This window comes from Haladaptatus sp. SPP-AMP-3 (assembly GCF_049568665.1).
GTDB classification, from domain to species: Archaea; Halobacteriota; Halobacteria; order Halobacteriales; family Haladaptataceae; genus Haladaptatus; species Haladaptatus paucihalophilus.
Window position 1 is genome coordinate 1,921,894 of sequence record NZ_CP145897.1, and the last position, 25,907, is coordinate 1,947,800.

A 25,907-nucleotide genomic window follows, 5' to 3' on the forward strand; every position below is an offset into this window, starting at 1 on the left:
GGCAGTCACAACCATGAGCCAGCAATCACAGAACGGTGTAATCGTATCGCTTCCCGACGGGTCGAAACGCGAGTTCGACGGCCCCGTATCGGTCTCGGACGTCGCCTACGACATCGGGCCGGGACTCGGCGAGGATTGTCTCGCCGGAATCGTGAACGGCAACCTCGTCGCCCCGGAGTATCGAATCGAGTCGAACGCCGACCTCCGAATCGTCACGCCGGGCAGCGAGGACGCCGTGCGCGTCCTCCGACACTCCGCCGCGCACGTCCTCGCACAGGCCGTCTCGCGGCAGTTCCCGGACGCGAAACTCGCCATCGGGCCGCCGACGGACGAGGGGTTCTACTACGACTTCGATGGTCTCGACATCGACGAATCCGACCTCGCGGACATCGAAGCCGAGATGCGGGACATCGTGTCGGCGGACTACGATATCGTGCGCGAGGAGGTGTCCCCCGTGGAGGCCCGCGAGCGCCTCGCCGACCAACCGTACAAACTCGAACTGCTCGACGACATCGCGGCGGACGAACCCGTCACGTTCTACCGGCAAGGGGAGTTCGAGGACCTCTGTGCCGGGCCGCACGTCGCATCCACGGGCGATGTCGGTGCCCTCTCGCTCCTCGAAATCGCGGGGGCCTACTGGCGCGGCGACGAGGACGAGGCGATGCTCACGCGGATTTACGGCACGGCGTTCGAGCGCGAATCCGAACTGGGAGCGTTCCTCGAACGCCGGGAGGAAGCCGCGAAGCGCGACCACCGCAAAATCGGGCGCGAGATGGACCTGTTCTCGGTGCCCGACCACTCGCCGGGATGCGTCAACTTCCACCCGAACGGGATGGCGATTCGGCGCGAACTGGAGGAGTTCGTCCGCGAGAAGAACGCCGAACTGGGCTACGAGGAGGTGAAGACGCCCGAACTCAACCACACGGAACTTTGGAAGAAGTCGGGGCACTACGACCACTTCAAGGAGGAAGGCGAAATGTTCGCGTGGGAGCAAAACGGCCACGAGTACGGTCTAAAGCCCATGAACTGTGCGAATCACGCTCACATCTACGACGACCAGCGTCGGTCCTATCGTGACCTGCCGCTTCGGTTCTCGGAGTTCGGCATGTGCTATCGAAACGAGCAGTCCGGCGAACTCTCGGGGATGTTGCGGGTGCGCGGATTCACGCAGGACGACGGACACGCCTTCGTCCGCCCCGAGGGGATTCGGGAGGAAATCGCCCGCACGCTGTCGGTCATCGACGGCATGTACGAGGCCTTCGGCTTGGACGCCCACCTCGTACTGGAGACGAAACCCGACGACGCCATCGGCGACGACGAACTCTGGGAAAGAGCACACGAGGCGCTTCGGAACGCGCTGGAGGACGAAGGGCTGGAGTACGATGTGGCCGGGGGCGAAGGCGCGTTCTACGGGCCGAAAATCGCCATCAACGTCGAGGACGCCATCGGGCGCGAGTGGACCATCGGAACGGTGCAGTTGGACTTCGTGCAACCCGAGCGACTCGACATCAGCTACGTCGGCGAGGACAACGAGGAACACCGGCCGGTGATGATTCATCGCGCCCTGCTCGGGTCGATGGAGCGCTTCATGGGCGTGTTCATCGAGCACGTCGCGGGGAAGTTCCCGTTCTGGCTGGCACCGGAGCAGATCCGAATCCTCCCCATCACGGACGACGAATCGGGCTACGCCGGGGAAATCGCGGACGAACTCGGGGCGTTCCGCGTCGAGGTGGACGACCGGGACTGGACGCTCGGGAAGAAAATCCGCGCGGGCCACGACGACCGCGTCCCGTACATGATAATCGTCGGTAGCGACGAGGCCGAATCGGGAACGGTTTCGGTGCGCGACCGGAAGGAGAGACAGGAGGGCGGCGTCGAGCTCGACGACTTCCGACGCCATCTGAAAGCCGAGTACGGCGAAAAGAGCCTCCACCCGGACTTCCTCGACTGACCCGCGCCACGAACCGAATCTACATAGTTGTGCCTAAACAAATCGAATCAAGCATCGAAGTGTTCAAGGTTGCACGATGATGAGTAGCGGGGTATGAACCGAGCAGAGAAGGCCAATCTCCAACTACAGGCCGTCTCCGTCCTTCGAATGCTCAAGGAGACTCGAACCTACGACGAACTCGCCGAGGTGACCGACCTCCCGGCGGGCGACCTGAATCGCTACGTGAACGGACACGTCCTTCCAAGTCCCGACCGCGCGGAAGCGGTCGTGGAAGGGGTCGGACGCGAGCAACTCGCGGAAGAACTGCAGGCCCGGACCCGCCTCGACCCGGAAGGGTACGTCGACAACTCCGGCGTCGTCTTCGACCAGTCGTTCCTCGACCTCGTGGCCCCCGTCGCCGTCGAGACGTTCGACTTCGACCTGCCCGACGTCGTGCTGACCGCCGCGACGGACGGCATCACGCTCGCCGCCGCGATGGCGAGTTACTTCGGCGCGCGCTGTGCCTACGCTAAGAAGTCGAAGGAAACCGCCGTCGAGGAGTTCATCGAGGCCCGCCAGCGACTCGCCTCGGGTATCGAACTCACTTACTACCTGCCTGCCTCGGCCATCGCGCCCGGCGAAACCGTGCTGGTCGTGGACGACCTCATCCGTTCGGGCGAGACGCAGGAACTCCTCTTGGACATCGCGGAGGACGCGGACGCGAACGTCGGCGGCGTCTTCGCCCTCATCGCGGCCGGAACGGAGGGAATCGAACGAGCGAAAGGGCGGACGGACGCCCCCGTCGGCGCGCTCGCGTCGTTCGAATAACGGCCCGGTAGCACGCGATAGTGAGCATCGTCATGTAAATTTTGCTCGAATAGGGATGAACGATTTGCCGACATATACATAATTACGTATTGGTGCCTAGATTCGATGAGAACTGTTAAGTAGGTATTCGCGTTTATGCTCACTCGTGAATCATGGGGCTAAAAGACATCAACGGTAATCGGCAGGAATCGGGCGTATCCGGCATGCTAGCTGACTACTTCGGTTTCGAGGAGCACGACACGACCCTCGGGACGGAGATCATGGCAGGGATAACGACGTTCCTGACGATGAGTTACATCGTCGTCGTGAACCCGTCCATCCTCGCGGACAACCCGCAGATACCGATTCAGGACGGTATCAACCTCGTGGGCTACTCGTACAACCAGACGGTGGCGATGCTCGCGGTCGTGACCATCATCGCCGCCGCGGTTGCGACGTTGACGATGGCGTTCTACGCGAACAGACCGTTCGCACAGGCACCGGGTCTGGGCCTGAACGCCTTCTTCGCGTTCACCGTCGTCGGGACGCTCGGCGTCTCGTGGCAGACGGCGCTCGCCGCCGTCGTCGTGGAAGGTGTGCTGTTCATCCTCCTGACCGCTATCGGCGCACGAAAATACATCATCCGCCTGTTCCCCGAACCCGTGAAGTTCGCGGTCGGAACGGGTATCGGACTGTTCCTCGCCATCATCGGACTCGAAGCGATGAACGTCGTCGTCGCCGACTCGGCGACCCTCGTCACGCTCGGTCCGGTCGCCTCCGACCCCACAGCGATCCTCTCCGTTCTCGGTCTCTTCCTCACGTTCGCACTCTACTCCCGCGGAATTCCGGGTTCCATCATCATCGGCATCGCCGTGACCACCATCGCCGGTTACGCCGCCGAGTTCTTCGGTCTCGTCGGCGCGGGAACCCTCACCCCGACGATGACGGGTGCGACCTACGACATCTCTCCCGTCGCTGGCGCGTTCGTGAGCGGCCTCGGAGCCCACGGACTGACCACGCTCGACGGACTGTTCTCGTTCGGCCTCATCGTGTTCACGTTCTTCTTCGTGGACTTCTTCGACACCGCCGGAACGCTCGTCGGCGTCGGGCAGGTCGGCGGCTTCCTCAACGACGAGGGGAATCTCCCCGAAGTCGAGAAACCGCTGATGGCCGACGCCATCGGAACCACGGTCGGCGGTATGCTCGGTACCTCGACGGTGACGACGTACATCGAATCCGCCTCGGGCGTCGAAGAAGGAGGCCGAACCGGGATGACGGCGCTCGTCATCGGCATCCTGTTCCTGCTCTCGCTCGTGTTCGTTCCCTTGGCGGCCGCGGTGCCCCAATACGCCTCGCACATCGCGCTGGTCGTCATCGGCGTCGTCATGCTGGGCAACGTCGTTGACATCGCGTGGGACGACATCACCAACACCGTCCCTGCCGGAATGACCATCCTCGTCATGCCCTTCACCTACTCCATCGCCTACGGCATCGCCGCGGGCATCGTCTCCTACCCCATCGTCAAACTCGCCGCCGGAAAGCGCGAGGAAATCCGCCTCGGCCACTGGGCGCTCGCCGCGGCGTTCGTCCTCTACTTCTTCGTCCGCACGAGCGGCGTCCTGCAAGGGAACGTCTGAACACCGCCCCACTCCGCTCCGCTGTTCGAAAACCAGCGGGGTTTCTCATCGACGGACGGATTCCTTTCGCCACTCGAAATCCGGCGGATTTCCTCGCGAACAGCACACTCTTATTTCTCACTTCCCTATGCGCTCGTATGTCGAACATCGAACTGTACGAACTCAGAGGGTGCCCGTTCTGTTCGAAGGTAACGTCCAAGTTGGACGAACTCGGGCTGGACTACGAGACGCACTCCGTTCCCCGAAGACACTCGCAGCGAACCGAAGTGAAGGAAATCAGCGGGCAAACCGGCGTGCCGGTGCTGGTCGATACGGAACATGGTATCGAAGGGATGCCCGAGAGCGACGACATCAACGAGTATCTGGAGACAACGTACGGCGAGTAACGACGTCGAGTCGAAGCGTTCGGTCGGAGTTCCGACGTTCGGGTTCCTCCCTGTGGTGAAAATCAGCGAAAAATCGGGCTGACGGGAAAACCGAGGCGACGATTTCAGGCTTCCGCGCGTTCCCGAATCAGCTTTTGCAGTTCGTCCGCGTCGTCGATTCCTTCGATTTCCTCGCGTTCGACCAGCGCGGTTCCGTCGACCGTTTCGCGCCGCGCTTCGTCCACGAAGTACACGGAGCGGGTGCGGGCGACGCGGCTGATGGAACTCATGATTCGAGCGCGCTTCTCGGCGGTTCGGGTGAACGTCGAATGGCTCGTCAGGACGCGGTCCTCGCGGTCGTCCTCGCTGACCGTCCTGAACGGGGCGCGGTTCGTCGGATGGACGGTGAACCCGACGCGGGTGAGCGCGGAGAACATGTCCTTGTCGTCGGGTTCGGCTTCCGGTTCGTCCGGCTCGTCGGCGTCCGTCAACTCCTCGGCACCGTCGAACACCTCGACCGGACTCGTCAGCTCGCGGTCGAAGAGCGCTTCGAGTTCGACCGCCACCTCGACGCTGGCGTTCATGCCGCCCTCGTACTTCGAGACGGTGCGGCGGGAGACGCCGAGTTCGGACGCCAACTGTCCGAGGCTCCAACCTCGGTCTTGGCGCTCGTCGCGGAGGATGTCGCCGTCGATGTTGACGTACAGGCCGCCGGGTGCGGCGTACACGAGCGGCGGGACGCCCTCCACGAAGAGGTCGACCGCCGTATCCGGGCTGAACACAGGGACGCCGTGGCGGAAGTACACCACGCCGGTTTCGAGGTCCTGATTTCGCGTCCGGAGGCCGAGCACCAACGGCGTCGCGTCGAGATACGTGCCGAGACGCCGCATCTCGACGCCCGTCTGGGCGTCGAACGCGTCGATGTTGCCAAGGATCTTCAACAGCAGGAGGTCTGGTCCTCGTCGCGCTGCCACGTCGAAACTCTTTGGTCGGATTGCACACCGGTCGCTGACCACGAATCCAGCGTCCTCTAACATCGCAGTCACGTTTCCGACCAGTGCAGACCGGGACATGGTGGCAGGTAAGTGATTCCAGTATAAAGGCGTTTTGGCGCATCGCATCGCCGCCGTCTTGCGATTGTCAAAATTGCCAGCGATAGATTCATATACGTTAGATTTCTTCGAAAGCGGTTAGTTCGCCACGCCGCAACCACCGGACGTGACGGTCATCGGTCTCGACGACACCGACTCCCGAAACCGGGGCATGTGTACGACCTACCTCGCGGCGCGACTCGCCGAACGGATTCGAGACGCCGGGGGGACCGTGGAGCGACTGCTCCTCGTCCGACTCAACCCCGCCGTGAAACACAAGACGCGGGGGAACGCCGCGCTGGCGATTCACACCGATTTCGACGCCGACCCGGCGTTCGAACTCGCCCGCGAAGAGTTGGCGTCCGCCGCCGAGACCGACGACCCGAGAACGAACCCCGGCCTCGTCGTCGCTCCCCACGGCCCCGACGAGGCACCCGACGAAATCGCCGAGTTCGCGCGGCGCGCCGTTCGGGAACTGCTCTCCCGCGGGGAGGCCGAGCGGCGAATCGAGGCCGCGGGCTATCGCCACGCGGGATGGAAGAACGGCCGCGGGAAAATCGGCGCGGTGGCGGCCGTCGGCGCGCACGCCGCCTTCTCCGAGTGGACTTACGAACACATCTCCTACCGCGAACCCGAGCGGTGGGGCACCCCGCGCGAGGTGAACTTTGACTCGGCCTTCGCCGCCGCCGATTCGGGCTACCCGGACGTGTGGGATACCGTTGACCGCGGCACCGGCGAGGCGGTCTGCGTCCCCCACACGCCCTGCCCCATCCTCCACGGGATTCGCGGCGACGACCCGGAGGCCGTCCGCCGCGTCTCGGAGGGCATCGACGGCGAACCCGTCGCCCGAACCGCGCTGTTCGTGACGAATCAGGGAACCGACGCCCACCTACAGGACGCCGCCCTGCACGAGGTCGAAGACGACAGCGCCTACCGGGTGACGGGGACCGTCGCCTCGGACCCGGAGACGCGGCGCGGCGGCCACGTCTTCTTCACCGTGACGGACGGCGAGGCCGAACTCCAGTGCGCCGCCTTCGAACCCACGAAGCGCTTCCGCGACCACGTTCGGAACCTCCGCCCCGGCGACCGAATCACGGCCTGCGGCGAGGTGACGAAGGGAACCCTGAAACTGGAGAAGTTTGCGGTGCGGTCGCTCGACGCGACGGAACTCGTGACGCCGAACTGTCCCGACTGCGGCCGCTCGATGAAGAGCGCGGGGGCCGGACAGGGCTACCGCTGTCAGCGGTGCGGAACCGACGCGGCGGGCAAAGTCGAGCGCGAACTCGACCGCGAACTCGAAATCGGGTGGTACGAAGTCCCGCCGGAAGCGCGCCGCCACATCGCAAAACCCCTCGTCCGGGGCGATTTCGACGCCCCGACGCACCCGGAGGGGTGACCGGTTCGAGGCGGGAGATTTCCACGACTTTTTCTGACGAGTCGTCCGACTGCCCCAACCCCCCAAACCAATAGAATTAACTCACCAACGTTTGATATGTCGAGCGAAGCAACAGGGTTTCGCCGAAAGGCAGGTGGTAGGACACCTACCCTGCTTGCTTCGAGGGTATCGAAGCATGTCGAACAACGAACCTTCTTCGGAAAAGCATATCGCCACCGAACAGACGCCCCTCCGTCTCGGCGGGGTGTCCCCCGAGGACGTGAATCAGGAGCTATTGGTCGATATTCACGATTTGTTCGAGAACCACGACATCCCCATGCACAGCGTCTCCGTCGAACGCTGGCGCACCGGCTACGTGTGTTAGTTGGGTAGGGATACCGGGAATTTTTTCGAGCAAATTCGATACGACGTGGTGTCGTTGTGAACGACTGAATCGCACCTGCTTAGACGTGGACCTCAAAAGCCCCCGCCTGTTCGCTACGAGTTGGTGGTTTTTCTATGACTGCTACTACAGACGTCACTGAAACCGCACCCGCACCGCCTCAGCCACTCCCTCCCCAACCGATTGCGCGCTTCGCTCCGGAAGAGCGATGCTCTTCCGTGCTCTCGTTCACTTCGTTCACGAGAACTCCGCTCCAGTGCTCATCCCTCGCGTGATAACCAACCAACCCCTCGGACGGAGCGTCCTCGAGGTTGGTGGTGCACGCGCCGGGCGAGTCGATTCAGCTTCACGCTACTGAACTTTCCATCGTGGCGCGCGCTGGCGAGGCGACGAGGACAACACGTCCGAGTCGTCTCGGAAAAACGTGCGAGGGATGAGTACCGCAACGAAGTGAGGAACGCAATCGGTTGGGGAGGGAGTGGCTGTCGCGGTGCTGTGCGGTTTTTGTGTTTGGGTGGGTTGAAAGGGGCCGCCCGGTCGCGCTTGCGTGGTCGTCTCGGCGACCCCTCTCGACGCGGGGTTTGCGTCGAAATGTCGGCGAGCGACCGCGAGCGTGGCGGGGGCTTTCAGGGACTGCCTCGTAGCGAGTGCAATCACACCAAAACCAGAACCCGCTCGTAGCAGGAGAATTCGAAAACAGTACGTCAGCGGTTACGACGTCACCGAAGTCACATTTCGACATCATCAAATCGGCAGTACGACGTCACGAAAACCGCTATCCGGTCGCCAGTTACGCTTTCAGTCCGCTACCCGTGAGGGGGACCACCACGTCGGCGTCGTCCGCCAAAATCCCTCGGTCGCGGTACGCCGTCAAACCGGCCGCGGCGACGGCACTCGTGGGTTCGACGTAGAACCCGGTCCGGTGGAGTTTCTCCAGCGCCGCTTCCGTGGAACCCGCGTCCAGCGCGATGGCGTCGCCCTCCGTCGCGTGGATGGCGTCCGCAATCTGGTCGCGGCGGGCGGGACGCGTTATCTGAATCCCGTCGGCGACGTCGTTGCGCTCGTCGGCGCGGCCGTCGCCGGACCGCCCGTCACCCTCGTTCTCGCCAGCGGCGTGAAGGCCGTCCGCGATGGGCGAGACGCCCGCGGCTTGCACGCCGAGGAGTCGGGGCATCGAGTCGGTCCACCCCGCGTCGAGCAGGGCGCGGAAGCCGCGGTACGCGCCGAGGAAGAGCGTTCCGTGCCCGAGCGGCGTCACGACGGCATCCGGGACGTTCCAGTCCCGCTGGGCGGCGAGTTCCAGCGCGAACGTCATCGTCCCCGAGAAGAAGGACGGGTTCCACGCGTGGCTGGCGTACCACCCGTCGCCGTTCTCGACGGCTTCGATGCACGCGTCGGTCACGTCCTGTCTGCTTCCCTCGATTCGGACCGGGGTCGCACCGGCGCACTCGATGGCCGTCAGTTTCGAGGCCTTCGCGTCCGCCGGGACGTAGATTTCGGCGTCGATACCCGCACGAGCGGCGTACTGGGCGATGGCCGCGCCCGCGTTGCCCGAGGAGTCTTCGAGCACCGTCTCGACGCCGAGTTCGGCGGCGCGCGAGAGGGTTGTCGTCGCGCCGCGGTCCTTGAAACTGCCCGAGGGGAACACGCAGTCCAGCTTGAATTGGGCGTTCCAGCCGTCGGCATCGACGAGCGGCGTGAATCCCTCGCCGAGGGTCGCCACGCGCCGGACGGGGAGAAACTCCTCGAAGGCCCACAGGCCGTCCCGCGTGTCGATGTCGCGGAACTCGGGCGCGGGACCGTCGGGAAGCGGTTGCTCGGAGAAATCCAGCGGGTGGCCGCACTCACAGCGCCACGGCTCGTTCGCCCCGGCGGCGTATTCGTTCCCGCAAGCCGAACAGGAGAGGGTAGTTACCATGTGTTAGTCAGTAGCGGCTGACGTCGATGCCCACCGAGCAGACGTATTCGCCCGTGGCGACTTGCGGCAGGCGACGCGAGCGCCAGAAGATGCCGGTGCGGTCGGCGGTGACTTCGGCTTTCAATCTGCCGAACACGTCGGTGATGGTGAACAGCGTCTCCCCCGGCGACACCTCGTCGCCGAGGTCCTTCTGGAAGGTGACGAGACCGCCGCTCGGCGCGCCGTAGCGGTCGAAGCCGGTCGCTCGCGTCTGGCTGTTCATCGTCACGTCCTCGTCGAGGAAGCCGTAGTAGCGAAGGACGTTGAACACGCCGTCGACGCCGTACTGGATGCTCTCTTCGTCCCAGCCGACACAGCCGCCGAGTTCCGGGTCGATGGTCGGGACCCCTTCGTCCGGGGCGGCGCGGGCGAGTTGTCCGTCCGGCCCCTTCTGGTCGAGGACGTAGCCGCAGTCGAACACCTTGGCGAGTTCGAGACACTCGTCGTGCAGTCGGTGGCGCGGGCCACAGCGGACGCGAGCCTCGTTTATCATCCGGCTGGTCGAGCCCTGGTGCAGGTCGAGCACGAGGTCGGCGCGCATCGCGGCCTCGAAGGTCGCCGCCGCGATTCGCTCGCTCGACGTTCCCGACTCGTTGCCGGGGTACGTCCGGTTCATCTTCGTGTCGTCGATGGGATTCCTGTGTTCCGCCACCTGAAAACCGTGGTAGTTGACGAGACCGGTGATGAGAATCGTTCCCGAGAGTTCCTCGGGGTCGAGTTGCGGGACGACTCGGTTGACGACACCGAGTCCGTTGAGTTCGTCGCCGTCGCTGACGGCCTGGATATAGAGCGTCTTTCCGTCGTCCGCGCCGTTGATAACGGCAACCGGGAGGCCGAACTGGCTCCCGTCGCGAGTTTCACCGACCGGGAGGCGGCCCGTGTCCATCTCCCCAGGGGCCGCGCTCGCCGTTCCGAGCGTTGTCATTATCGAAACACCGTCGCCGAAAACCCTTAGCAGTTCGGTATTCCCGTTGCCAGGTTCGGCACGGCACGTCGTTTCCGGGCGAAAATCGGGCGACGATGCGAACGGACGATTTTTGATTGGGAGACGGCTGTCCTCTTCATGGACCGAGAAAAGATATCGAGCGGAACCGAGTGGGAAGGACGCGTCGGCTACTCGCGTGCGGTTCGCGTTGGAAACGAAGTCCGGGTCTCCGGGACCACCGCCACCGCCGACGATGGAACCATCGTCGGCGAGAGAGACGCGTATCGCCAGACGAAACGGACGCTCGAAAACGTCGAATCGGCGCTCGAAGAGGCGGGTGCGAGCCTCGACGACGTGGTTCGAACGCGCATGTACGTCACCGACATCGAGAACTGGGAACCGGTCGGCGAGGCGCACGCCGAATTCTTCGGCGACGTGCGACCCGCCACCAGCATGGTGGAGGTCAGCAGGCTCATCGACTCCGAGATGCTGGTCGAAATCGAAGCCGACGCCATCGTCACGGCGTGACCGACGCACCTTTTATTCGGCCGTTCCAACCACCGAGCGTGCAAGAAGAGATTCCCGAACGCCCGCCGACGTCGAACCTTATCGAGGCGCTGAACATCCGCCGAAACGCCGCGTTCGGCTTCACGATGAGCATCGTGTTCACCGCGCTCGTCTACGTCTACCGAGTCGTCCTCGTCGGGCACGTCAGGGGACAGGCGGGAACGCCGACCGCGTATCTCGCGCTCGGATTCGTGCTTGCGTTCACGCTCGGCGCGCTGTTGACGGCGGCGCTGACGCTCGTTTCGGCACGGCGGCTCGCGCGCGACCTCGACTGACCGACTTCGACCCGCCGACCCCCCCTCACTCGCCGCGCACCGCGCCACTCACGTCACGCTATCCGCACCGCGTCATCCGCACCACCCCGCGCGCCTCACTCCATCCGTTCCCCACCGGACAGTTCGGTGAGCCGTTCGGCACCCAACCGCGTTCCCTTCGCCAACAGCACGTCGCCCGCGTGAACCTCGGTTTCCGGGCCGGGCGAAATCACCCAGTCGTCCGGGGGCCGCCGAACCGCGATGACGCGCATTCCCGTCTCGGTTTCGACCTGTTCCTCGCCGAGCGTCGTGTCGTCGAACGCGCTCCCGTGGGCGACGGTGACGCGAACGATGACCTCGTCGCTTTCCTGTACCGCGTGTTCGACTACCGGATGGGTTCCGAGTCCGCGGAGGACGCCCTCGCTGATTTCGACGGCCGCGTCGCTGATGACCTCCGTGCTGTTGGCGAGGTGGACGAGTCCGCGCAAGGAAACGGGGTCGTCCGCGTGCGCCGCCGCCTGCAACGTCCACGCCTCGAAGCGCGACTGAAGCGCGTCCACTTCGGCTTCGAGTTCCACCACCTCTTCGGCCACGTCCGTACTGTCGAACAGGACGCTCCCGTAGGCCAAATCGACCGCGAGTTCGCTCATGTTCTTCATCAGAACGATGGAATCGACCGCGCGTTCGAGGTCGGTGTCGTCCGCCTCCGGGGGTTCTGGTGGTTGGTACTCCCGGCCGGTCGCCTCCACGTACACGTCGGCGATGCCCTCCTCCGGCCCGCGCAAGAGGAGTCGGTCGTCCACCCGAAGGTCGGTGTCGCGGTGGGGATTCAGAATCCAGTCGCCGCCGCGATGGATGGCGATGACGCGAACTCCGGTCTCGGTTTCGAGGTTCAACGCGCCGAGCGTCCCCCCGGCGAGCGGTGACGACTCCGCTATCGTGGCGTGGACGAGCGTCTCTATCGCCTCGGGGAGCGTCGCGCGCATCGCCTGCGGGAGACCGATGTCCTCCAAGACGACCTTGGCGATGTCGCCCGCCGCGTCGGCGATTTTCTCGGCCGCGCCAACGACGCCGAGGACGGGGGCGAGTTCTTCCGCATCCTCCGGGCTTCTGGCGGCCATGAGCAGGCTCATTCTGGCCTGCATCTGGAGCACGTCCATCTTCCCTTCGAGGGCGAGCACCTCCTCGGCGATGTCGTCGCTGCCGTTGAGGACGGCCGAGTACGAGAGGTCGATGAGCAGTTCCGCGGTGTCCTTCATCTCCGCCAAGACCTCCTTCACGCTCCGGGGTTCGTACTCGACGTCGCCGCTCGCGGGTTCCATACGCCGACGTTGGTCACTCTCGCGTAAAAACGTTCGCGGGTCGTTGGGGAACGACCACGAAAGATAATCCTTTTGCGGCTACCCCGTGAATCGTCCGAACATGGCAGACGAGGTTAAAAAAGGCTTAGAGGGCGTTGTAGTCGCGGAGTCAGCACTGAGCCACATCGATGGTGACGAGGGAAAGCTCATCTATCGCGGATACACGATAGAAGACCTCGCTCGTGGCGCGAGTTACGAGGAAGTGCTGTACCTCCTCTGGCACGGCGAGCTGCCGAATCGTGACGAACTCGAGGCCTTCAGCGACTCCATGACGGAGGAGCGCGAGGTGGACGATGGCGTCATGGACACCGTACGCGAACTCGCCGAATCCGATTCCGAACCGATGGCGGCGCTCCGTACCGCCGTCTCCATGCTGGCGACGTACGACCCCGACGACTCCGACACCGACCCCTCGGACCGCGAGGCGAACCTCCGAAAGGGTCGCCGCATCACCGCGAAGATTCCGACCATCCTCGCGGCGTTCACACGCATCCGGAACGGCGACGAACCCGTCGAACCGCGGGCTGACCTCGGCCACGCCGCCAACTTCCTCTACATGCTCAACGACGAGGAACCGGACGACGTGCTCGCGGACGTGTTCGACCAGGCGCTCGTGCTCCACGCCGACCACGGCCTGAACGCCTCGACGTTCTCGGCGATGGTCACGTCGAGCACCCTCGCCGACCTGCACAGCGCCGTGACGAGCGCCATCGGCACGCTCTCCGGTTCGCTCCACGGTGGCGCGAACGCCAACGTCATGCGGATGCTGAAGGAAGTGGACGACAGCGACCAAGACTCCGTGGAGTGGGTACAGAACGCGCTCGACGAGGGGCGACGCGTCGCTGGCTTCGGCCACCGCGTCTACAACGTCAAGGATCCGCGGGCGAAAATCCTCAGCGAACAGAGCGAGGAACTCGGCGAGGCCGCGGGCGACACGAAGTGGTACGAGATGTCCGTCGCCATCGAGGAGTACATGAAAGAGGAGAAGGGACTCGCACCTAACGTAGACTTCTACTCCGCCTCGACCTACTACCAGATGGGAATCCCCATCGACATCTACACGCCCATCTTCGCGCTCTCGCGCGTCGGCGGCTGGATTGCACACGTGCTCGAACAGTACGACGACAACCGCCTCATCCGCCCGCGCGCCAAGTACGTCGGCGACGAGGACGTCGAGTTCGTCCCCATCGACGAGCGATAAGCGCGATTCGAGTTCGACCTTCGATTTTCGGACTACTATTTTCGATGACGACCATCGGTTCTCGTTTTTACACACTCAGCCCGACAGGAGGTCGTCCATCATCCCATCGACGTGAGCGATTTCTTCCTGCACGACCTCGTGGGCCATCCCCTCGAATATCCGTTCGGTGACCGAGCCGTCCAGTTCCGTTAGGACCGCCTCCGTCTTGTGGACGCGCTCGACGGGGATGTGCGGGTCGCGGTCGCTACACCCGATGTACACAGGCGTTCCGTCGAGCGACCCCTCGTACTCGCGCGGCGTTCCCTCGGGACCGATGAGACCGCCGCTGAACGCCGCGACGCCACCGTATTTTCGGGCGTTCCGCGCGACGAATTCGGTCGTCAGACACGCACCCTGTGAGAAGCCGAGCAGAAAAACGCGTTCCGGCGGGACACCGACCGATTCGAGGTCGGAGACGAGCGTTTCGAGGAGCGAGAGCGCGGACGAGAGGTACGGTTGGTTCGCGTCGAGCGGGGCGAGAAATGACTGCGGGTACCACGTGTTTCGCGCCGCCTGTGGCGCGAAGAAGGCGATTTCCTCGCGTCGAAACTCGTCGGCGAGGTCGAGGATGCTCTGTGCGGTCGCACCGCGGCCGTGCACCAACACCATGGCCGCCGACGCCTCGTCCGGCGACGCGCCGGACGTGACGACGGGTTGTCCCGCATGCGGGCCGTCGATATCGCTCGTCTCGAACTTCGGGTCGGTCATAATCGAGAAATGGGTTCCGGGTCCCTACCACTTTCTCTCGCGGGGAAACGCTCCGGCTTTCGGCGCGGGAGGAAGTCTCGAAACAGCTAGGTTCCGTCCGAACTCCCCCGCTCTTCCATCATCGCCGCGGCGCGGGTCGCCCAGTCGCCGCGATAGAATCCCGTGCCGACGACGGCCAGCGCCCACACGTAGTAGAGGATGATTCCGGCGTACACGCCCACGATGCCGTACTGGAAGTGAACGCCGATGACCCACGAAAAGCCGACCATGAACACGAACATTCCCGACGTTCGGGCGATGAAGGGCGTCTTGGTGTCGCTTCCGCCCTGCAGCGCACCGGCGAGAACGACGAAAGAGACGAGGAACGGCGCGGCGAGTCCGTACACGCGGGCGAAATCCGCGGCGTAACGGAGCGTCGCCGGGTCCGAGGTGAAGATGCGCGCCAAGGGTTCGGCGGCGAGAAAGAGGACGACGCCGATGCCGCCGACTGTCAGGAGTCCGAGCGCCGTCGTTGCCCAGCCTTCGAACCGAGCGCGGTCCGGGTCGCCGTCACCGAGCGCCTGCCCGACGACGACGCTGGAGGCGACGCTGTACCCCCGCGAGAGCGGACCCGTCACCTGTTGGTAGACCCGTCGGCCGATCTGGAACGCCGCGTTCACGTCGGTGCCGAAGGAGAGCAGAATCGCGTTGAACGGGAACTCCGCGACGGTCGCCGCGAATCCCTCGCCGATTCGCGGGGCGCTGACGGCGAGCAACTGCTTCGTGATGGTTCGATTCCGGGGCCGCGTGAACGACGTTCGCGTCACTCCGAACGCGATAGCCAGCACGAGCACGACCGCGGTGAACAGGTTTCCGACCGCGGTCGCCACGCCGACGCCGACGATTCGCAACCCCGGGAACGGGCCGAGACCGAGCCCCAATCCGACCGTCCCGCCGATGTTGAGCACGTTGGAGACCACGTTGACGTACATCGGCGTCCGCGTGTCCCCCGTCCCCTGCAAGGAGCGAGCGGCTACCAGTGAAACGTGGCGAGCGGGCGCGGTGAGAAAGATAACGGTGAGATACGAGCCGCCCATCCGCGCGACGTTTTCGGGTGCGCCGAGCAACGCGATTGCGGGTTCGGCGACCAACAGCCCGAAGAGGACGAACGGAACGCCGGAAACCGCACCGACGAGGATGGCTTGCGTCACCGCCTCGTCGCGGTTGGCCGTCGCACCGCCGCCCGTGTCCTGACTGGAGAGGGCGATCGCACCGCCGCCGAGTCCGAGTCCGATTCGAAGCGGCAACCGCGCGTAGAGGTCCGCGAGCCCGATTGCCGCGACGGCGGCGGGCGAAAACAGCCCGGTGACGATGATGTCGGTCGTCCGCATCATCGTTCGGAGCACCTGCTCGGCCATGACGGGCCACGAAAGCCCGAGGACCCGCCGCCAAACGGCGACGAACCGCGAACGTCCTGTCACGCGACGGAATCGTTTCCGACGGGGTTTGGCTGTACCGGAACGGGCAACCGACGCGCCGGACGACCACACCCGGTAGGGCTAACTGGCCGTCGTTCGTGTGGCAGGCCACATGCTGGTGTTCGTCTACGGTACCCTGACCGACCCCGAGCGCGTCGCGTCCGTCGTCGAGACGTTCGAATTCGTCGGCGACGCGACGCTCGTCGGATTGCATCGCGTAGATGGCCGCTATCCGACGCTCGCACCGGGCGGCCACACGGAAGGCAGGTTGCTCGACACGCCCGACGTGAGTGCACTCGACTCGTACGAAGGCGTCGAACGGGGGCTCTACAGTAGGGTCCCGGTCCCCGGCGACGGCACCTCCGAGGACGAAATCGCGGTGTACGTCGGCGACCCGACCAAACTCGACGTGGCGGAATCGATTTCGTGGCCCGGAGACGGACCGCTCGAAAGCCGAATATACCAATACATTGAAAATGGCATGGTTCGGGTTAGAACGAGCGATTAATTTATGTATGACATCCGTCTGACCCCGAGCGTCTGCCTTCCGTCTGACGCCGGTTCTACCCCGCCGCTTGCTATCGGTTTTACTTTCACCCCGCCCCCCATGTGCTTAAGTAGTACCGCGCGCTGTCTCAAAACGCGGTCACACGCTCCGCGCTCCCATTCTTTCCCCCTTTTACAAGATGAGTGACAACAACGGAGGGTAGTCGAACGAGTATCGAAACTGGTACCGGAACGGGTCAGTCGTCAACAGAACTGTTGGCGCTCCGCGACGCGCGCCGGGTCATTCCGTCGCTCACTTGGAAGTAGTAGTAGACACCGAAACCGACGGCAGCCACGCAGTTCGAAAGGGTAACAGCCCAGAAGACGGCGTGAACGTCGTATCCGAGCCACAACACACCGACAGCGGCGATTGGGAGTCGAATCCCCCAATATTTCACCATATCCGCGACCATCGTCGTCTTGGTCCGGCTTGCACCGTTGAATCCGGCACCGAGGAGGTACATCACGCCGATTCCCCAGTACCCGTAGGCGAGGATGCGGAGATAATCGACCGTGAGGTTGTACGTAGCCTGCGAAACATCGGGAACGAATAGGTTCGTCAACATGCCGGGAATAAACCACTGAATGACGCCGATAACCGAGAGACCGACCGCCGCGATGGCGACGCCGACCCACGTCGTCCTGCTCGCTCGCATCGGGTTTTCGGCACCGATGTTCTGCCCGATGACGCTCTGTGCGGCGCTTTGAAGGCCGCTCGCGGGAATGAAAGCGATACTGGCGACGCTCGCACCGATGGTGTACGCGGAGACGGCAGCAGGGCCGCCAGCGGCCGTCACGACCGCGATAATGAGGACGCGAACGGATTGTGCAGCAGCGCGCTGGCCGAACATCGGCAAGCCGATGTCGAGCAGTTCACGGTAGTCGCTCAACCGGAACGTCATCGCCTCCCGCGTGAGAGTGAAACCGTCCCGACCGCGAATCAACATTCCGAGGCCGAACAGGGACGAACAACCGTACCCGAGTATCGTAGCGAGGGCGGCACCCGCGATGCCGAACCCTTCGAATCCGGGGATACCAAGTCCGAAGATGAGAACCGGGTCGAGAACGATGTTGATACCGACCGCCACGACGTTGATGTAGAGCGCGGCACGCGAGTCACCCCAGCCGACGAATCCCATCTCGATAGCGTCGCCCATTCCCAAGATGGGAAAGCCGAATGAGTACGTAACCAGATAGGTGACGGCGGCAGACGCGACGGCGGGTTCGGCGCCGAACAGCGCGATGATATCGCGCCCGAAAACGAAGATGAGAACGGTCATCGTTATCCCGAGCGCAAATGCGAGCGACATCCCGTGAAACACCGCTCGTCGAGCACGTGATAACTCGTCCGCGCCGACGCGCTGCGAGACGAGAACTTGTGTTCCGGTCACGGTAATCATGAAAACCGAGAAGATGAGCGACGTTAGGGGGATATTGACACCGACCGCGGCAACCGCGGTTTCACCGAGTCGACCGAGCCAGAAGATATCGACGATTTGTTGGGCGACTTGTACGAGATTTTGGGCGACGAGCGGTACAGCGAGAAGGACGAGAGCACGCACTAACGACCCGTTTGTGATTTCGTCCCGTGAGACATCGAGCATGGTTTTTGCCGTTACATGCGTTATAAAATCGTGATGGTATTTATAGATATGGCAATGAAGATGTGAGAAACAAGGACACGGAGATGAGAGGGAATCACTCGGTCCGTCGCGGTTCCGTCTGTTGTGCCGCCTGCTGCCGTGTCTGTCGGCTCGCACGACCGATTTTGTAACTGGTGTAGATGAAGTACAACCCCGCCAGACCGACGAGGACGTAGATGAGGTCCGTAACCACTTGCGCGACGTTGGGGAGGAACAGGAGTCCCGACACCTGCCGGACGACGTTGACTCGCCCGCCGGTCAGGTCGGTGATGCCGAGAATCCCCCAGTTGAGCGCACCGATGATGATGAGAAGCATGCTGAACCAGTCCAGTCCGTTCGTCCGCATGCCGTCGGACGACTCCGTGTTACGATTCGTAGCCATGGGACGGAACTAGGGAAACTACCCGTATTGTTATTTGCCAGTTGTACACGGACCGACGCAAGTATTCGACCGTTTCCATCCCGAAACGGAAATTATGGACGAACGTGGAGCGGAACAGGACGGAGCACTTCGGACAATACCCTATCCTTTTGTCGTGGCGGGCCGAAAGCGTCGGTAATGAGTGGGCGGCGCAAACCCGACTGGTTGAAGATGCGACCCCCGTCGGGACAGGAGTTTACGGGTATCAAGCAGACGCTCCGAGAGCACGACCTCAATACGGTCTGTGAGGAGGCCAACTGTCCGAACCTCGGGGAGTGCTGGAGCGGAAGAGGTGCCGACGGCGGCGGGACGGCCACCTTCATGCTGATGGGGCACAAGTGTACGCGAAGCTGTGGCTTTTGCGACGTCGATACCGGCGGCGGCGAACCCCTTGACCCCGACGAACCGGAGAACGTGGCCAGCGCCATCGCCGAAATCGGCCTCGACTACGTGGTGCTCACGTCGGTCGACCGCGACGACCTCGAAGGACAGGGTGCCGAACACTTCGCGCAGACGATTCGGGAGATAAAGAAGCGTCACCCCGGAATCCTCGTGGAAGTGCTGATTCCCGACTTCCAAGGCGACGAAACGCTCGTTCGGAAGATAATCGACGCGGACCCGGACGTCATCGCGCACAACGTCGAAACGGTCGAACGCCTCCAAGGGCACGTCCGCGACCCGCGGGCGGGCTACGAACAGAGCCTCGGCGTTCTCGAACAGGTCACGCGCGAATCGGACATCTACACGAAGACAAGCCTGATGTTAGGCCTCGGCGAGTACGACCACGAGGTGTATCAGGCGCTTTCGGACCTCCGGGAGACGGATGTGGACATCGTGACGCTCGGCCAGTATCTCCAGCCGTCGCGGATGCACCTCGACGTCGAGGAGTACGTCCACCCGGCGAAATACCGAACGTGGCAGGAAGTCGCCGAGGAGGAACTGGGATTCCTCTACTGTGCGAGCGGACCGATGGTCCGGTCGTCGTACAAGGCGGGCGAACTATTCGTCGATGCCATCCTCCGGGATGGGAAGACGGTCGAGCAAGCGAGGAGGGAGGCCCGGAGGGCCTCCGTATAGCGAGCGGGGAGGGACGATCCGCGAGGCGCGAAGCCTCGCGCGACACGCGTTGTCATATCAAATTGGAGGTGCGAGCCGCGAGAGGGGAAGTACGGCGGGATTTCTGGTTGAACGAACGATGAAATAAGCTGAATGATGTACAATTCTGTCCGAACACATATACAATAGAACTACCGGTAAATTTCGACAGTAACCGAGACGTCCATCATTCAACTGCTATTCGGGGAATAACTTTACATTGAAAGATTATATTGGGTTTCAGATGACGATTCTGTGAAAATCGTGTGAGAGACAATTCCTATGGGAAGTTAATTACGAAAACCCTATAATGCGCGCGAGAGTTTTTTCGTGTATGTCAGGATGGGTTCGATCGTGAGCATCGTACACCAAGACCCCCAGGACCGAGTACAGATACTGGATGAAGACGGGACGGTGCTGGACGGAATGGAGGTGCCGGACCTCTCCGACGAGGAACTGGTGGACATGTACCGCCAGATGCGTCTCGCCCGCCACTTCGACGAGCGAGCGGTGAGCCTCAACCGGCAGGGACGGATGGGGACCTACCCGCCGCTCTCCGGGCAGGAAGGCGCGCAAATCGGAAGCGTCTACGCGCTCTCCGACGACGATTGGATGTTCCCGAGCTACCGCGAACACGGTGCGGCGCTCGTCCGCGGTCTCTCGCTCAAACGGACCATGCTCTACTGGATGGGTCACGAGGCGGGGAACGACATTCCGGACGACTCGAACATCTTCACCGTCGCGGTCCCCATCGCGACCCAGATTCCGCACGCGACCGGCGCGGCGTGGGCGTCGAAACTCAAGGGCGAGGACAAGGCGTTCCTCTGCTACTTCGGCGACGGTGCGACGAGCGAGGGCGACTTCCACGAAGGGCTGAACTTCGCGGGCGTCTTCGACACGCCGTCCGTCTTCTTCTGTAACAACAACCAGTGGGCGATTTCGGTGCCGCGCGAGCGCCAGACGGCCAGCGCCACCATCGCCCAGAAGGCACAGGCCTACGGGTTCGAAGGCGTACAGGTCGATGGGATGGACCCCCTCGCCGTGTATCAGGTGACGAAGGAAGCCGTCGAGAAGGCGAAAGACCCAGCGGAGAACGAACAGCGTCCGACGCTCATCGAGGCGGTCCAGTACCGCTTCGGTGCACACACCACCGCCGACGACCCGACCGTCTACCGCGACGACGACAAGGTCGCGGAGTGGAAGCAGAAGGACCCCATCCCGCGGATGGAGAAGTTCCTCCTGAATACCGGCCGACTGGACGAAGAGGACGTGGAGGAAATCGGCGAAGAGGTCAAAGAGGCCGTCGCCGATGCCATCGACGCCGCCGAGGCCGTCGAACGACCAGACGCCAAGGAAATATTCAACAACGTGTACGCGGAAATGCCGTCACGGCTCCGCGAACAGATGGAATCGTTCGAGCACCTCCGCGAGCAGTACGGTGACGAAACGCTTCTAGAGGAGTAACTATGAGTCAGGCAACTACCGAATCGGAAAATCTCACGCTCGTGCAGGCAGTCCGTGACGGACTGTACACTGAAATGAAACAGGACGAGGACGTCGTCGTGATGGGCGAGGACGTCGGCAAGAACGGTGGCGTGTTCCGCGCCACGGAAGGACTCTACGAGGAGTTCGGCGACGACCGCGTCATCGACACGCCGCTCGCGGAGTCGGGCATCATCGGAACGGCCATCGGGATGGCCGCTTACGGACTGAAACCGGTCCCCGAGATGCAGTTCTCCGGGTTCATGTACCCGGCGTTCGACCAAATCGTCTCGCACGCCGCGCGTCTCCGAACCCGCTCGCGTGGACGCTTCACCTGTCCGATGGTCGTCCGTGCGCCGTACGGCGGCGGCATCCGGGCACCGGAACACCACTCCGAGTCGATGGAGGCGTTCTACTCCCACCAACCCGGCCTGAAGGTCGTCATGCCGAGCACACCCTACGATACGAAGGGCCTGCTCACCTCGGCCATCCGCGACCCGGACCCGGTTATCTTCCTCGAACCGAAACTCATCTACCGCGCGTTCCGCGACGAAGTTCCGACGGAATCCTACGAGGTTCCGTTGGGCGAGGCCGCGGTGCGCCGCGAGGGGACGGACATCTCGGTGTTTACGTGGGGTGCGATGACTCGACCGACGATGGAAGCCGCCGAGGAACTGGCGGACGAAATCGACGTGGAAGTCGTGGACCTCCGCACCGTCTCGCCGCTCGACACGGACACCATCATCGAGTCGTTCAAGAAGACCGGCCGCGCGGCGGTCGTCCACGAGGCACCCAAGACGGGCGGCCTCGCCGGAGAAATCGCGGCGACGATTCAGGAGGAGGCGCTCCTCTACCAGGAGGCACCCGTCGAGCGCATCACCGGCTTCGACACGCCGTTCCCGCTGTACAGCCTCGAAGACTACTACCTGCCCGAGCCGACCCGCATCAAAGAGGGCATCCGCGACGCGGTGAGCTTCTAACATGGTACGCGAATTCAAGCTACCCGACGTCGGCGAAGGCGTCGCCGAGGGTGAACTCGTCAGCTGGCAGGTGGAGGAAGGCGATACCGTCACCGAGGACCAAGCGGTCGCGGAGGTCGAGACGGACAAGGCAATCGTCGAGATTCCCTCACCGGTCAACGGAACCGTCCGCGAGCTGCTCGCCGAGGAAGGCGAAGTCGTCCCGGTCGGCAACGTGCTCCTCACGTTCAACGTGGAAGGCGAGGAATCGGAACCCGAGGAGGAGGCGACCGAGAGCGCCGAAGCCTCGACGGATTCGCAAGAAGCGGCCGTCGAGGAATCGAGCGCGTCCGCGGACGCGGAGGAAACCGAGACGCCCGAGGGTCGCGTCTTCGCGGCACCGAGCGCTCGCCGACTCGCGCGCGAACTCGGCGTGGACATCGCGTCCGTCGAGGGCACCGGGCCGAGCGGTCGCGTGAGCGAACACGACGTTCGCGCGGCGGCCGAGGGCGCGACGGAATCGGAAGCCGAGGAAGAATCCGAAGCCGTCGAAACCGAACCCGCAGAATCCGAACCGGCGACCGAAACCGGAACGACCGGCGGGGGTGCCGCGACCACCGCGGCCACCCCGGCACAGGTCGAATCGGCCGACCGCGAGCGGACGCTGGCCGCGCCCGCGACGCGTCGTCTCGCCGACGAGCAGGGCATCGACATCAACGCCGTGCCGTCCACCGAAGAGCGCGACGGACAGGCGTTCGTCACGCCCGAAGCGGTTCGGGAGTACGCCGAGGCACAGCAGCAGGCGCAGGCCGCCGACGCCGCCGCGGTTGCGACCGGCGAAACCGGCCCGCGCGAGGAGCGCATTCCGTACCGCGGCATTCGACGGACCATCGGCAAGCAGATGCAGAAGTCGAAGTTCACCGCGCCCCACGTCACCCACCACGATTCCATCGACGTGACGGAACTGGTCGAGACGCGCGCCGAACTCAAGGAAATCGCCGAGGAGCGCGGCATCAAGCTGACCTACATGCCGTTCGTGCTGAAGGCCATCGTGGCCGCACTGAAGGACTACCCGTACCTCAACAGCGCGCTGGACGAGGAGAACGACGAAATCGTCGTCAAGAACTACTACAACATCGGCATCGCGGTGGCGACCGACGACGGCCTGATGGTTCCCGTCCTGAAGGACGTGGATAAGAAGGACATGCTCCAGATATCCTCGGAGATGAACGAACTGGTCGAGAAGGCCCGCGACCGCACCATCTCGCGCGAGGAGATGCAGGGCGGCACGTTCACCATCACGAACTTCGGTGCCATCGGCGGCGAGTACGCGACGCCCATCATCAACCACCCCGAGGTCGGTATCCTCGGTCTGGGCGAACTGAAAAAGCGGCCGGTCGTCGTGGAAGGCGAAGTGGAAGCGCGCTACACGCTTCCGATTTCGATGTCCATCGACCACCGCATCATCGACGGTGCGGTCGTGGCGTCGTTCGCCAACCAACTGCTTGAATATCTGCACAACCCGCGACTGCTCCTGCTGGAGTAATCCGACGCGTCGCTGGGTGACTTTTTTCGCGTCGAAACTATCGAGTCCGGGTGGAAATCGTACCCCGCAACCAGTCAGTAAGCCACGTCGCGGCGCCGATGAGAGCTAGTGGAAATCAGATGAACCCGATGATGTTCAGACCGGAAACGGGCTACGGCGAGGGTTCTCTGCCGTGTTCGAACGCGATTCCGGAGACGAAGCCGAACCCGGCCAGTCCGTACCCGAGCACCGCCACACCGAAGTTCGGCGACGGAGTGACACCGTTCAACAGGCTCAAACAGCCGAACGTCATGACCCCGGCGAACGCGCCGGTGACCCATTTCGGACCGTTTTTGCTCCGGAGAATCGGCCAATAACGAAGTGCAATCACCGTCCCGACGCCGTACACGAGTGCGATTCCGAGAAGGATCTGAAGGGATTCCCCGGTCGGAGGTTCGAAGAACGCGATGCTAGCAGTGACGACGCTCGCTACGAGGAGGCCGGTAGCGTACCGCGGAAAGCTATTCATAGTTCTAACAGATGTGACCGAGAGATAATGGTTCCCCCGCACTGTCAGACTGGGTTCGAACTCGTGGCGGTTGTTGACAATCGTCTACTTGTCAGGGCGTAATCCACCTGATTTTTTACCCGGTAGCTACTCTAGTCGCCCAATGGTCGTCGGAGATATCTCGACTGGAACTGAGGTGTTGGTTATCGGCGCGGGACCGGGCGGTTACGTCGCCGCTATCCGCGCGGGGCAACTTGGACTCGACGTAACGCTCGTGGAAAAGGACGCCTACGGCGGCACCTGCCTGAACTACGGCTGCATCCCGTCGAAGGCGATGATTACGGCGTCAGATTTGGCCTACGACGCCAACCACGCTGAGGACATGGGCATCTACACGAAACTCGACGTGAACTACGGCGAGATGGTCGAGTGGAAGGACGGCGTGGTGTCCCAACTGACCGGCGGCGTCGAAAAGCTCTGTAAAGCCAACGGCGTCACACTGATGGAAGGCCGCGCGGAGTTCGCGGACGAAAACTCGGTTCGCGTCGTCCACGAGGGCGAGGGACAGGGTTCGGAGACGGTCGAATTCGAACAGGCCATCATCTCGACCGGAAGCCGACCCATCGAAATTCCCGGATTCGAGTTCGACGGCGAACACGTCCTCGACTCGCGGCAGGCACTCGCCATGGAGGACGTCCCGGAGAGCATCGTCATCGTCGGCGCGGGCTACATCGGCATGGAGTTGGCGGGCGTCTTCGCCAAACTCGGCTCCGACGTGACCGTCGTCGAGATGCTCGATTCGGTGCTCCCGGCCTACGAGGACGACCTCGCGCGACCGGTCAAGAAGAAGGCCGACGAACTCGGCATCGACTTCCACTTCGGACAGGCCGCGAAGGAGTGGGAGGAGTCCGGCGACGGCATCACCGTCATGACCGAGGACGAGGACGGCGAGGTCTCGGAGTTCGGTGCCGAGAAAGTCCTCGTCGCGGTCGGCCGCCAACCCGTCACGGACACGCTCAACCTCGAAGACGCGGGCATCGAAACCGACGAGATTGGCTTCATCGAGACGGACGACCGTGCGCGGACCGAAAAGGACCACATCTACGCCATCGGCGACGTCGCGGGCGAACCGATGCTGGCCCACAAGGCGAGCAAGGAAGGACAGGTCGCCGCGGAGGTCATCGCCGGAGAGCCCTCGGCGCTCGACTATCAGGCCATGCCCGCCGCCGTTTTCACCGACCCCGAAATCGGCACCGTGGGTCTGACCGAGGACGAAGCCGAAGAACAGGGCTTCGAACCCGTCGTGGGTCGATTCCCGTTCCAAGCGAGCGGCCGTGCGCTCACGACGGGCCACTCCGAGGGCTTCGTCCGCATCGTCGCCGACGAACCGAGCGGGTTCGTCCTCGGCGCACAGATCGTCGGCCCCGAGGCCTCGGAACTCGTCGCCGAACTCGGTCTGGCCATCGAGATGGGCGCGACGCTGGAAGACGTGGCCGCCACGGTTCACACCCATCCGACGCTCTCGGAGGCCGTGATGGAGTGTGCTGAAAACGCGCTCGGCCACGCGATTCACACGCTGAACCGGTAACGCAAGTGACGTCCTACTTTTTCGTCGATATCGGCACGTAAGCGCTCGAAAACGAGGATAGGT

24 protein-coding genes are annotated in these 25,907 nt (G+C 63.4%); 15 read left to right on the plus strand and 9 right to left on the minus strand.

Annotated elements, in window-relative coordinates:
• The first annotated feature begins 13 nt into the window (after window positions 1-13).
• The 4 genes from thrS (at window position 14) to V5735_RS10725 (ending at window position 4,760) form a co-directional block, all read left to right on the plus strand.
• Entirely contained in the window at window positions 14-1,951 is a 1,938-nt protein-coding gene (gene thrS / locus V5735_RS10710; RefSeq protein WP_423743510.1) for a threonine--tRNA ligase, read from the plus strand.
• 93 nt (window positions 1,952-2,044) lie between these two features.
• Window positions 2,045-2,758, plus strand: a complete 714-nt coding sequence (locus V5735_RS10715; protein ID WP_007982204.1) for a phosphoribosyltransferase family protein — start codon at window positions 2,045-2,047, stop codon at window positions 2,756-2,758.
• Window positions 2,759-2,910: 152 nt separating this feature from the next.
• Window positions 2,911-4,374: an NCS2 family permease gene (locus V5735_RS10720; protein ID WP_423743511.1), complete on the plus strand. Its 1,464-nt coding sequence runs from the start codon at window positions 2,911-2,913 to the stop codon at window positions 4,372-4,374.
• Between the two features lie 137 nt (window positions 4,375-4,511).
• On the plus strand, window positions 4,512-4,760 hold the full coding sequence (locus V5735_RS10725) for a glutathione S-transferase N-terminal domain-containing protein (protein WP_007982202.1): 249 nt from the start codon (window positions 4,512-4,514) through the stop codon (window positions 4,758-4,760).
• A 104-nt stretch (window positions 4,761-4,864) separates the two neighbouring features.
• Here V5735_RS10725 and V5735_RS10730 read toward each other — a convergent pair whose 3' ends face one another.
• Window positions 4,865-5,812: a transcriptional regulator gene (locus V5735_RS10730; protein WP_069449803.1), complete on the minus strand. Its 948-nt coding sequence runs from the start codon at window positions 5,810-5,812 to the stop codon at window positions 4,865-4,867.
• Between the two features lie 145 nt (window positions 5,813-5,957).
• Here V5735_RS10730 and V5735_RS10735 point away from each other — a divergent pair, with 145 nt between their 5' ends.
• Window positions 5,958-7,226 carry a TiaS agmantine-binding domain-containing protein gene (locus V5735_RS10735; protein WP_423743512.1) on the plus strand — a complete coding sequence of 423 codons (1,269 nt, stop codon included), beginning with the start codon at window positions 5,958-5,960 and terminating at the stop codon, window positions 7,224-7,226.
• 175 nt (window positions 7,227-7,401) lie between these two features.
• A complete protein-coding gene (locus V5735_RS10740) occupies window positions 7,402-7,590 on the plus strand; it encodes a hypothetical protein (protein ID WP_423743513.1) in 189 nt (62 codons plus the stop codon).
• Between the two features lie 808 nt (window positions 7,591-8,398).
• On the opposite strand, the gene V5735_RS10745 is transcribed toward V5735_RS10740, so the two are convergent.
• Together V5735_RS10745 and V5735_RS10750 are read right to left on the minus strand one after the other, a co-directional pair.
• Window positions 8,399-9,526, minus strand: a complete 1,128-nt coding sequence (locus V5735_RS10745; RefSeq protein WP_423743514.1) for a pyridoxal-phosphate dependent enzyme — start codon at window positions 9,524-9,526, stop codon at window positions 8,399-8,401.
• 7 nt (window positions 9,527-9,533) lie between these two features.
• Window positions 9,534-10,490, minus strand: coding sequence for a succinylglutamate desuccinylase/aspartoacylase family protein (locus V5735_RS10750; RefSeq protein ID WP_423743515.1), 957 nt, complete (start codon window positions 10,488-10,490; stop codon window positions 9,534-9,536).
• Between the two features lie 138 nt (window positions 10,491-10,628).
• Here V5735_RS10750 and V5735_RS10755 point away from each other — a divergent pair, with 138 nt between their 5' ends.
• Both V5735_RS10755 and V5735_RS10760 read left to right on the plus strand, forming a co-directional pair.
• On the plus strand, window positions 10,629-11,018 hold the full coding sequence (locus V5735_RS10755; protein ID WP_423743516.1) for a RidA family protein: 390 nt from the start codon (window positions 10,629-10,631) through the stop codon (window positions 11,016-11,018).
• A gap of 38 nt (window positions 11,019-11,056) precedes the next feature.
• Entirely contained in the window at window positions 11,057-11,332 is a 276-nt protein-coding gene (locus V5735_RS10760) for a DUF7536 family protein (protein WP_423743517.1), read from the plus strand.
• Between the two features lie 95 nt (window positions 11,333-11,427).
• On the opposite strand, the gene V5735_RS10765 is transcribed toward V5735_RS10760, so the two are convergent.
• Complete coding sequence (locus V5735_RS10765; RefSeq protein WP_423743518.1) at window positions 11,428-12,633, minus strand: potassium channel family protein; 1,206 nt, start codon at window positions 12,631-12,633, stop codon at window positions 11,428-11,430.
• 100 nt (window positions 12,634-12,733) lie between these two features.
• Here V5735_RS10765 and citZ point away from each other — a divergent pair, with 100 nt between their 5' ends.
• The gene (gene citZ, locus V5735_RS10770) at window positions 12,734-13,873 is read left to right on the plus strand and encodes a citrate synthase (protein WP_423743519.1); all 1,140 of its coding nucleotides are present in this window, start codon (window positions 12,734-12,736) and stop codon (window positions 13,871-13,873) included.
• Window positions 13,874-13,948: 75 nt separating this feature from the next.
• Here the strand turns inward: citZ and V5735_RS10775 are convergent, their stop codons facing one another.
• Window positions 13,949-14,620 carry an alpha/beta hydrolase gene (locus V5735_RS10775; RefSeq protein ID WP_423743520.1) on the minus strand — a complete coding sequence of 224 codons (672 nt, stop codon included), beginning with the start codon at window positions 14,618-14,620 and terminating at the stop codon, window positions 13,949-13,951.
• Between the two features lie 86 nt (window positions 14,621-14,706).
• On the minus strand, window positions 14,707-16,017 hold the full coding sequence (locus tag V5735_RS10780; RefSeq protein ID WP_423746018.1) for an MATE family efflux transporter: 1,311 nt from the start codon (window positions 16,015-16,017) through the stop codon (window positions 14,707-14,709).
• Between the two features lie 172 nt (window positions 16,018-16,189).
• Here V5735_RS10780 and V5735_RS10785 point away from each other — a divergent pair, with 172 nt between their 5' ends.
• A complete protein-coding gene (locus V5735_RS10785) occupies window positions 16,190-16,585 on the plus strand; it encodes a gamma-glutamylcyclotransferase family protein (RefSeq protein ID WP_423746019.1) in 396 nt (131 codons plus the stop codon).
• Window positions 16,586-16,820: 235 nt separating this feature from the next.
• On the opposite strand, the gene V5735_RS10790 is transcribed toward V5735_RS10785, so the two are convergent.
• Together V5735_RS10790 and V5735_RS10795 are read right to left on the minus strand one after the other, a co-directional pair.
• Window positions 16,821-18,227 (minus strand): MATE family efflux transporter, encoded by a 1,407-nt coding sequence (locus V5735_RS10790; RefSeq protein ID WP_423743521.1) that lies wholly within the window; start codon window positions 18,225-18,227, stop codon window positions 16,821-16,823.
• Between the two features lie 94 nt (window positions 18,228-18,321).
• On the minus strand, window positions 18,322-18,648 hold the full coding sequence (locus V5735_RS10795; protein ID WP_423743522.1) for a DUF378 domain-containing protein: 327 nt from the start codon (window positions 18,646-18,648) through the stop codon (window positions 18,322-18,324).
• A 177-nt stretch (window positions 18,649-18,825) separates the two neighbouring features.
• Here V5735_RS10795 and lipA point away from each other — a divergent pair, with 177 nt between their 5' ends.
• The 4 genes from lipA to V5735_RS10815 all read left to right on the plus strand — a co-directional run bounded on the left by lipA (window position 18,826) and on the right by V5735_RS10815 (window position 23,769).
• Complete coding sequence (gene lipA / locus V5735_RS10800; RefSeq protein WP_423743523.1) at window positions 18,826-19,764, plus strand: lipoyl synthase; 939 nt, start codon at window positions 18,826-18,828, stop codon at window positions 19,762-19,764.
• 360 nt (window positions 19,765-20,124) lie between these two features.
• Window positions 20,125-21,246, plus strand: a complete 1,122-nt coding sequence (gene pdhA / locus V5735_RS10805) for a pyruvate dehydrogenase (acetyl-transferring) E1 component subunit alpha (RefSeq protein ID WP_423743524.1) — start codon at window positions 20,125-20,127, stop codon at window positions 21,244-21,246.
• A 2-nt stretch (window positions 21,247-21,248) separates the two neighbouring features.
• Window positions 21,249-22,244 carry an alpha-ketoacid dehydrogenase subunit beta gene (locus tag V5735_RS10810; RefSeq protein ID WP_423743525.1) on the plus strand — a complete coding sequence of 332 codons (996 nt, stop codon included), beginning with the start codon at window positions 21,249-21,251 and terminating at the stop codon, window positions 22,242-22,244.
• 1 nt (window position 22,245) lies between these two features.
• The gene (locus V5735_RS10815) at window positions 22,246-23,769 is read left to right on the plus strand and encodes a 2-oxo acid dehydrogenase subunit E2 (protein ID WP_423743526.1); all 1,524 of its coding nucleotides are present in this window, start codon (window positions 22,246-22,248) and stop codon (window positions 23,767-23,769) included.
• Between the two features lie 151 nt (window positions 23,770-23,920).
• Here the strand turns inward: V5735_RS10815 and V5735_RS10820 are convergent, their stop codons facing one another.
• A complete protein-coding gene (locus V5735_RS10820; protein WP_423743527.1) occupies window positions 23,921-24,277 on the minus strand; it encodes a hypothetical protein in 357 nt (118 codons plus the stop codon).
• Between the two features lie 142 nt (window positions 24,278-24,419).
• Here V5735_RS10820 and lpdA point away from each other — a divergent pair, with 142 nt between their 5' ends.
• Entirely contained in the window at window positions 24,420-25,844 is a 1,425-nt protein-coding gene (gene lpdA / locus V5735_RS10825) for a dihydrolipoyl dehydrogenase (RefSeq protein ID WP_423743528.1), read from the plus strand.
• Window positions 25,845-25,907: the final 63 nt, after the last annotated feature.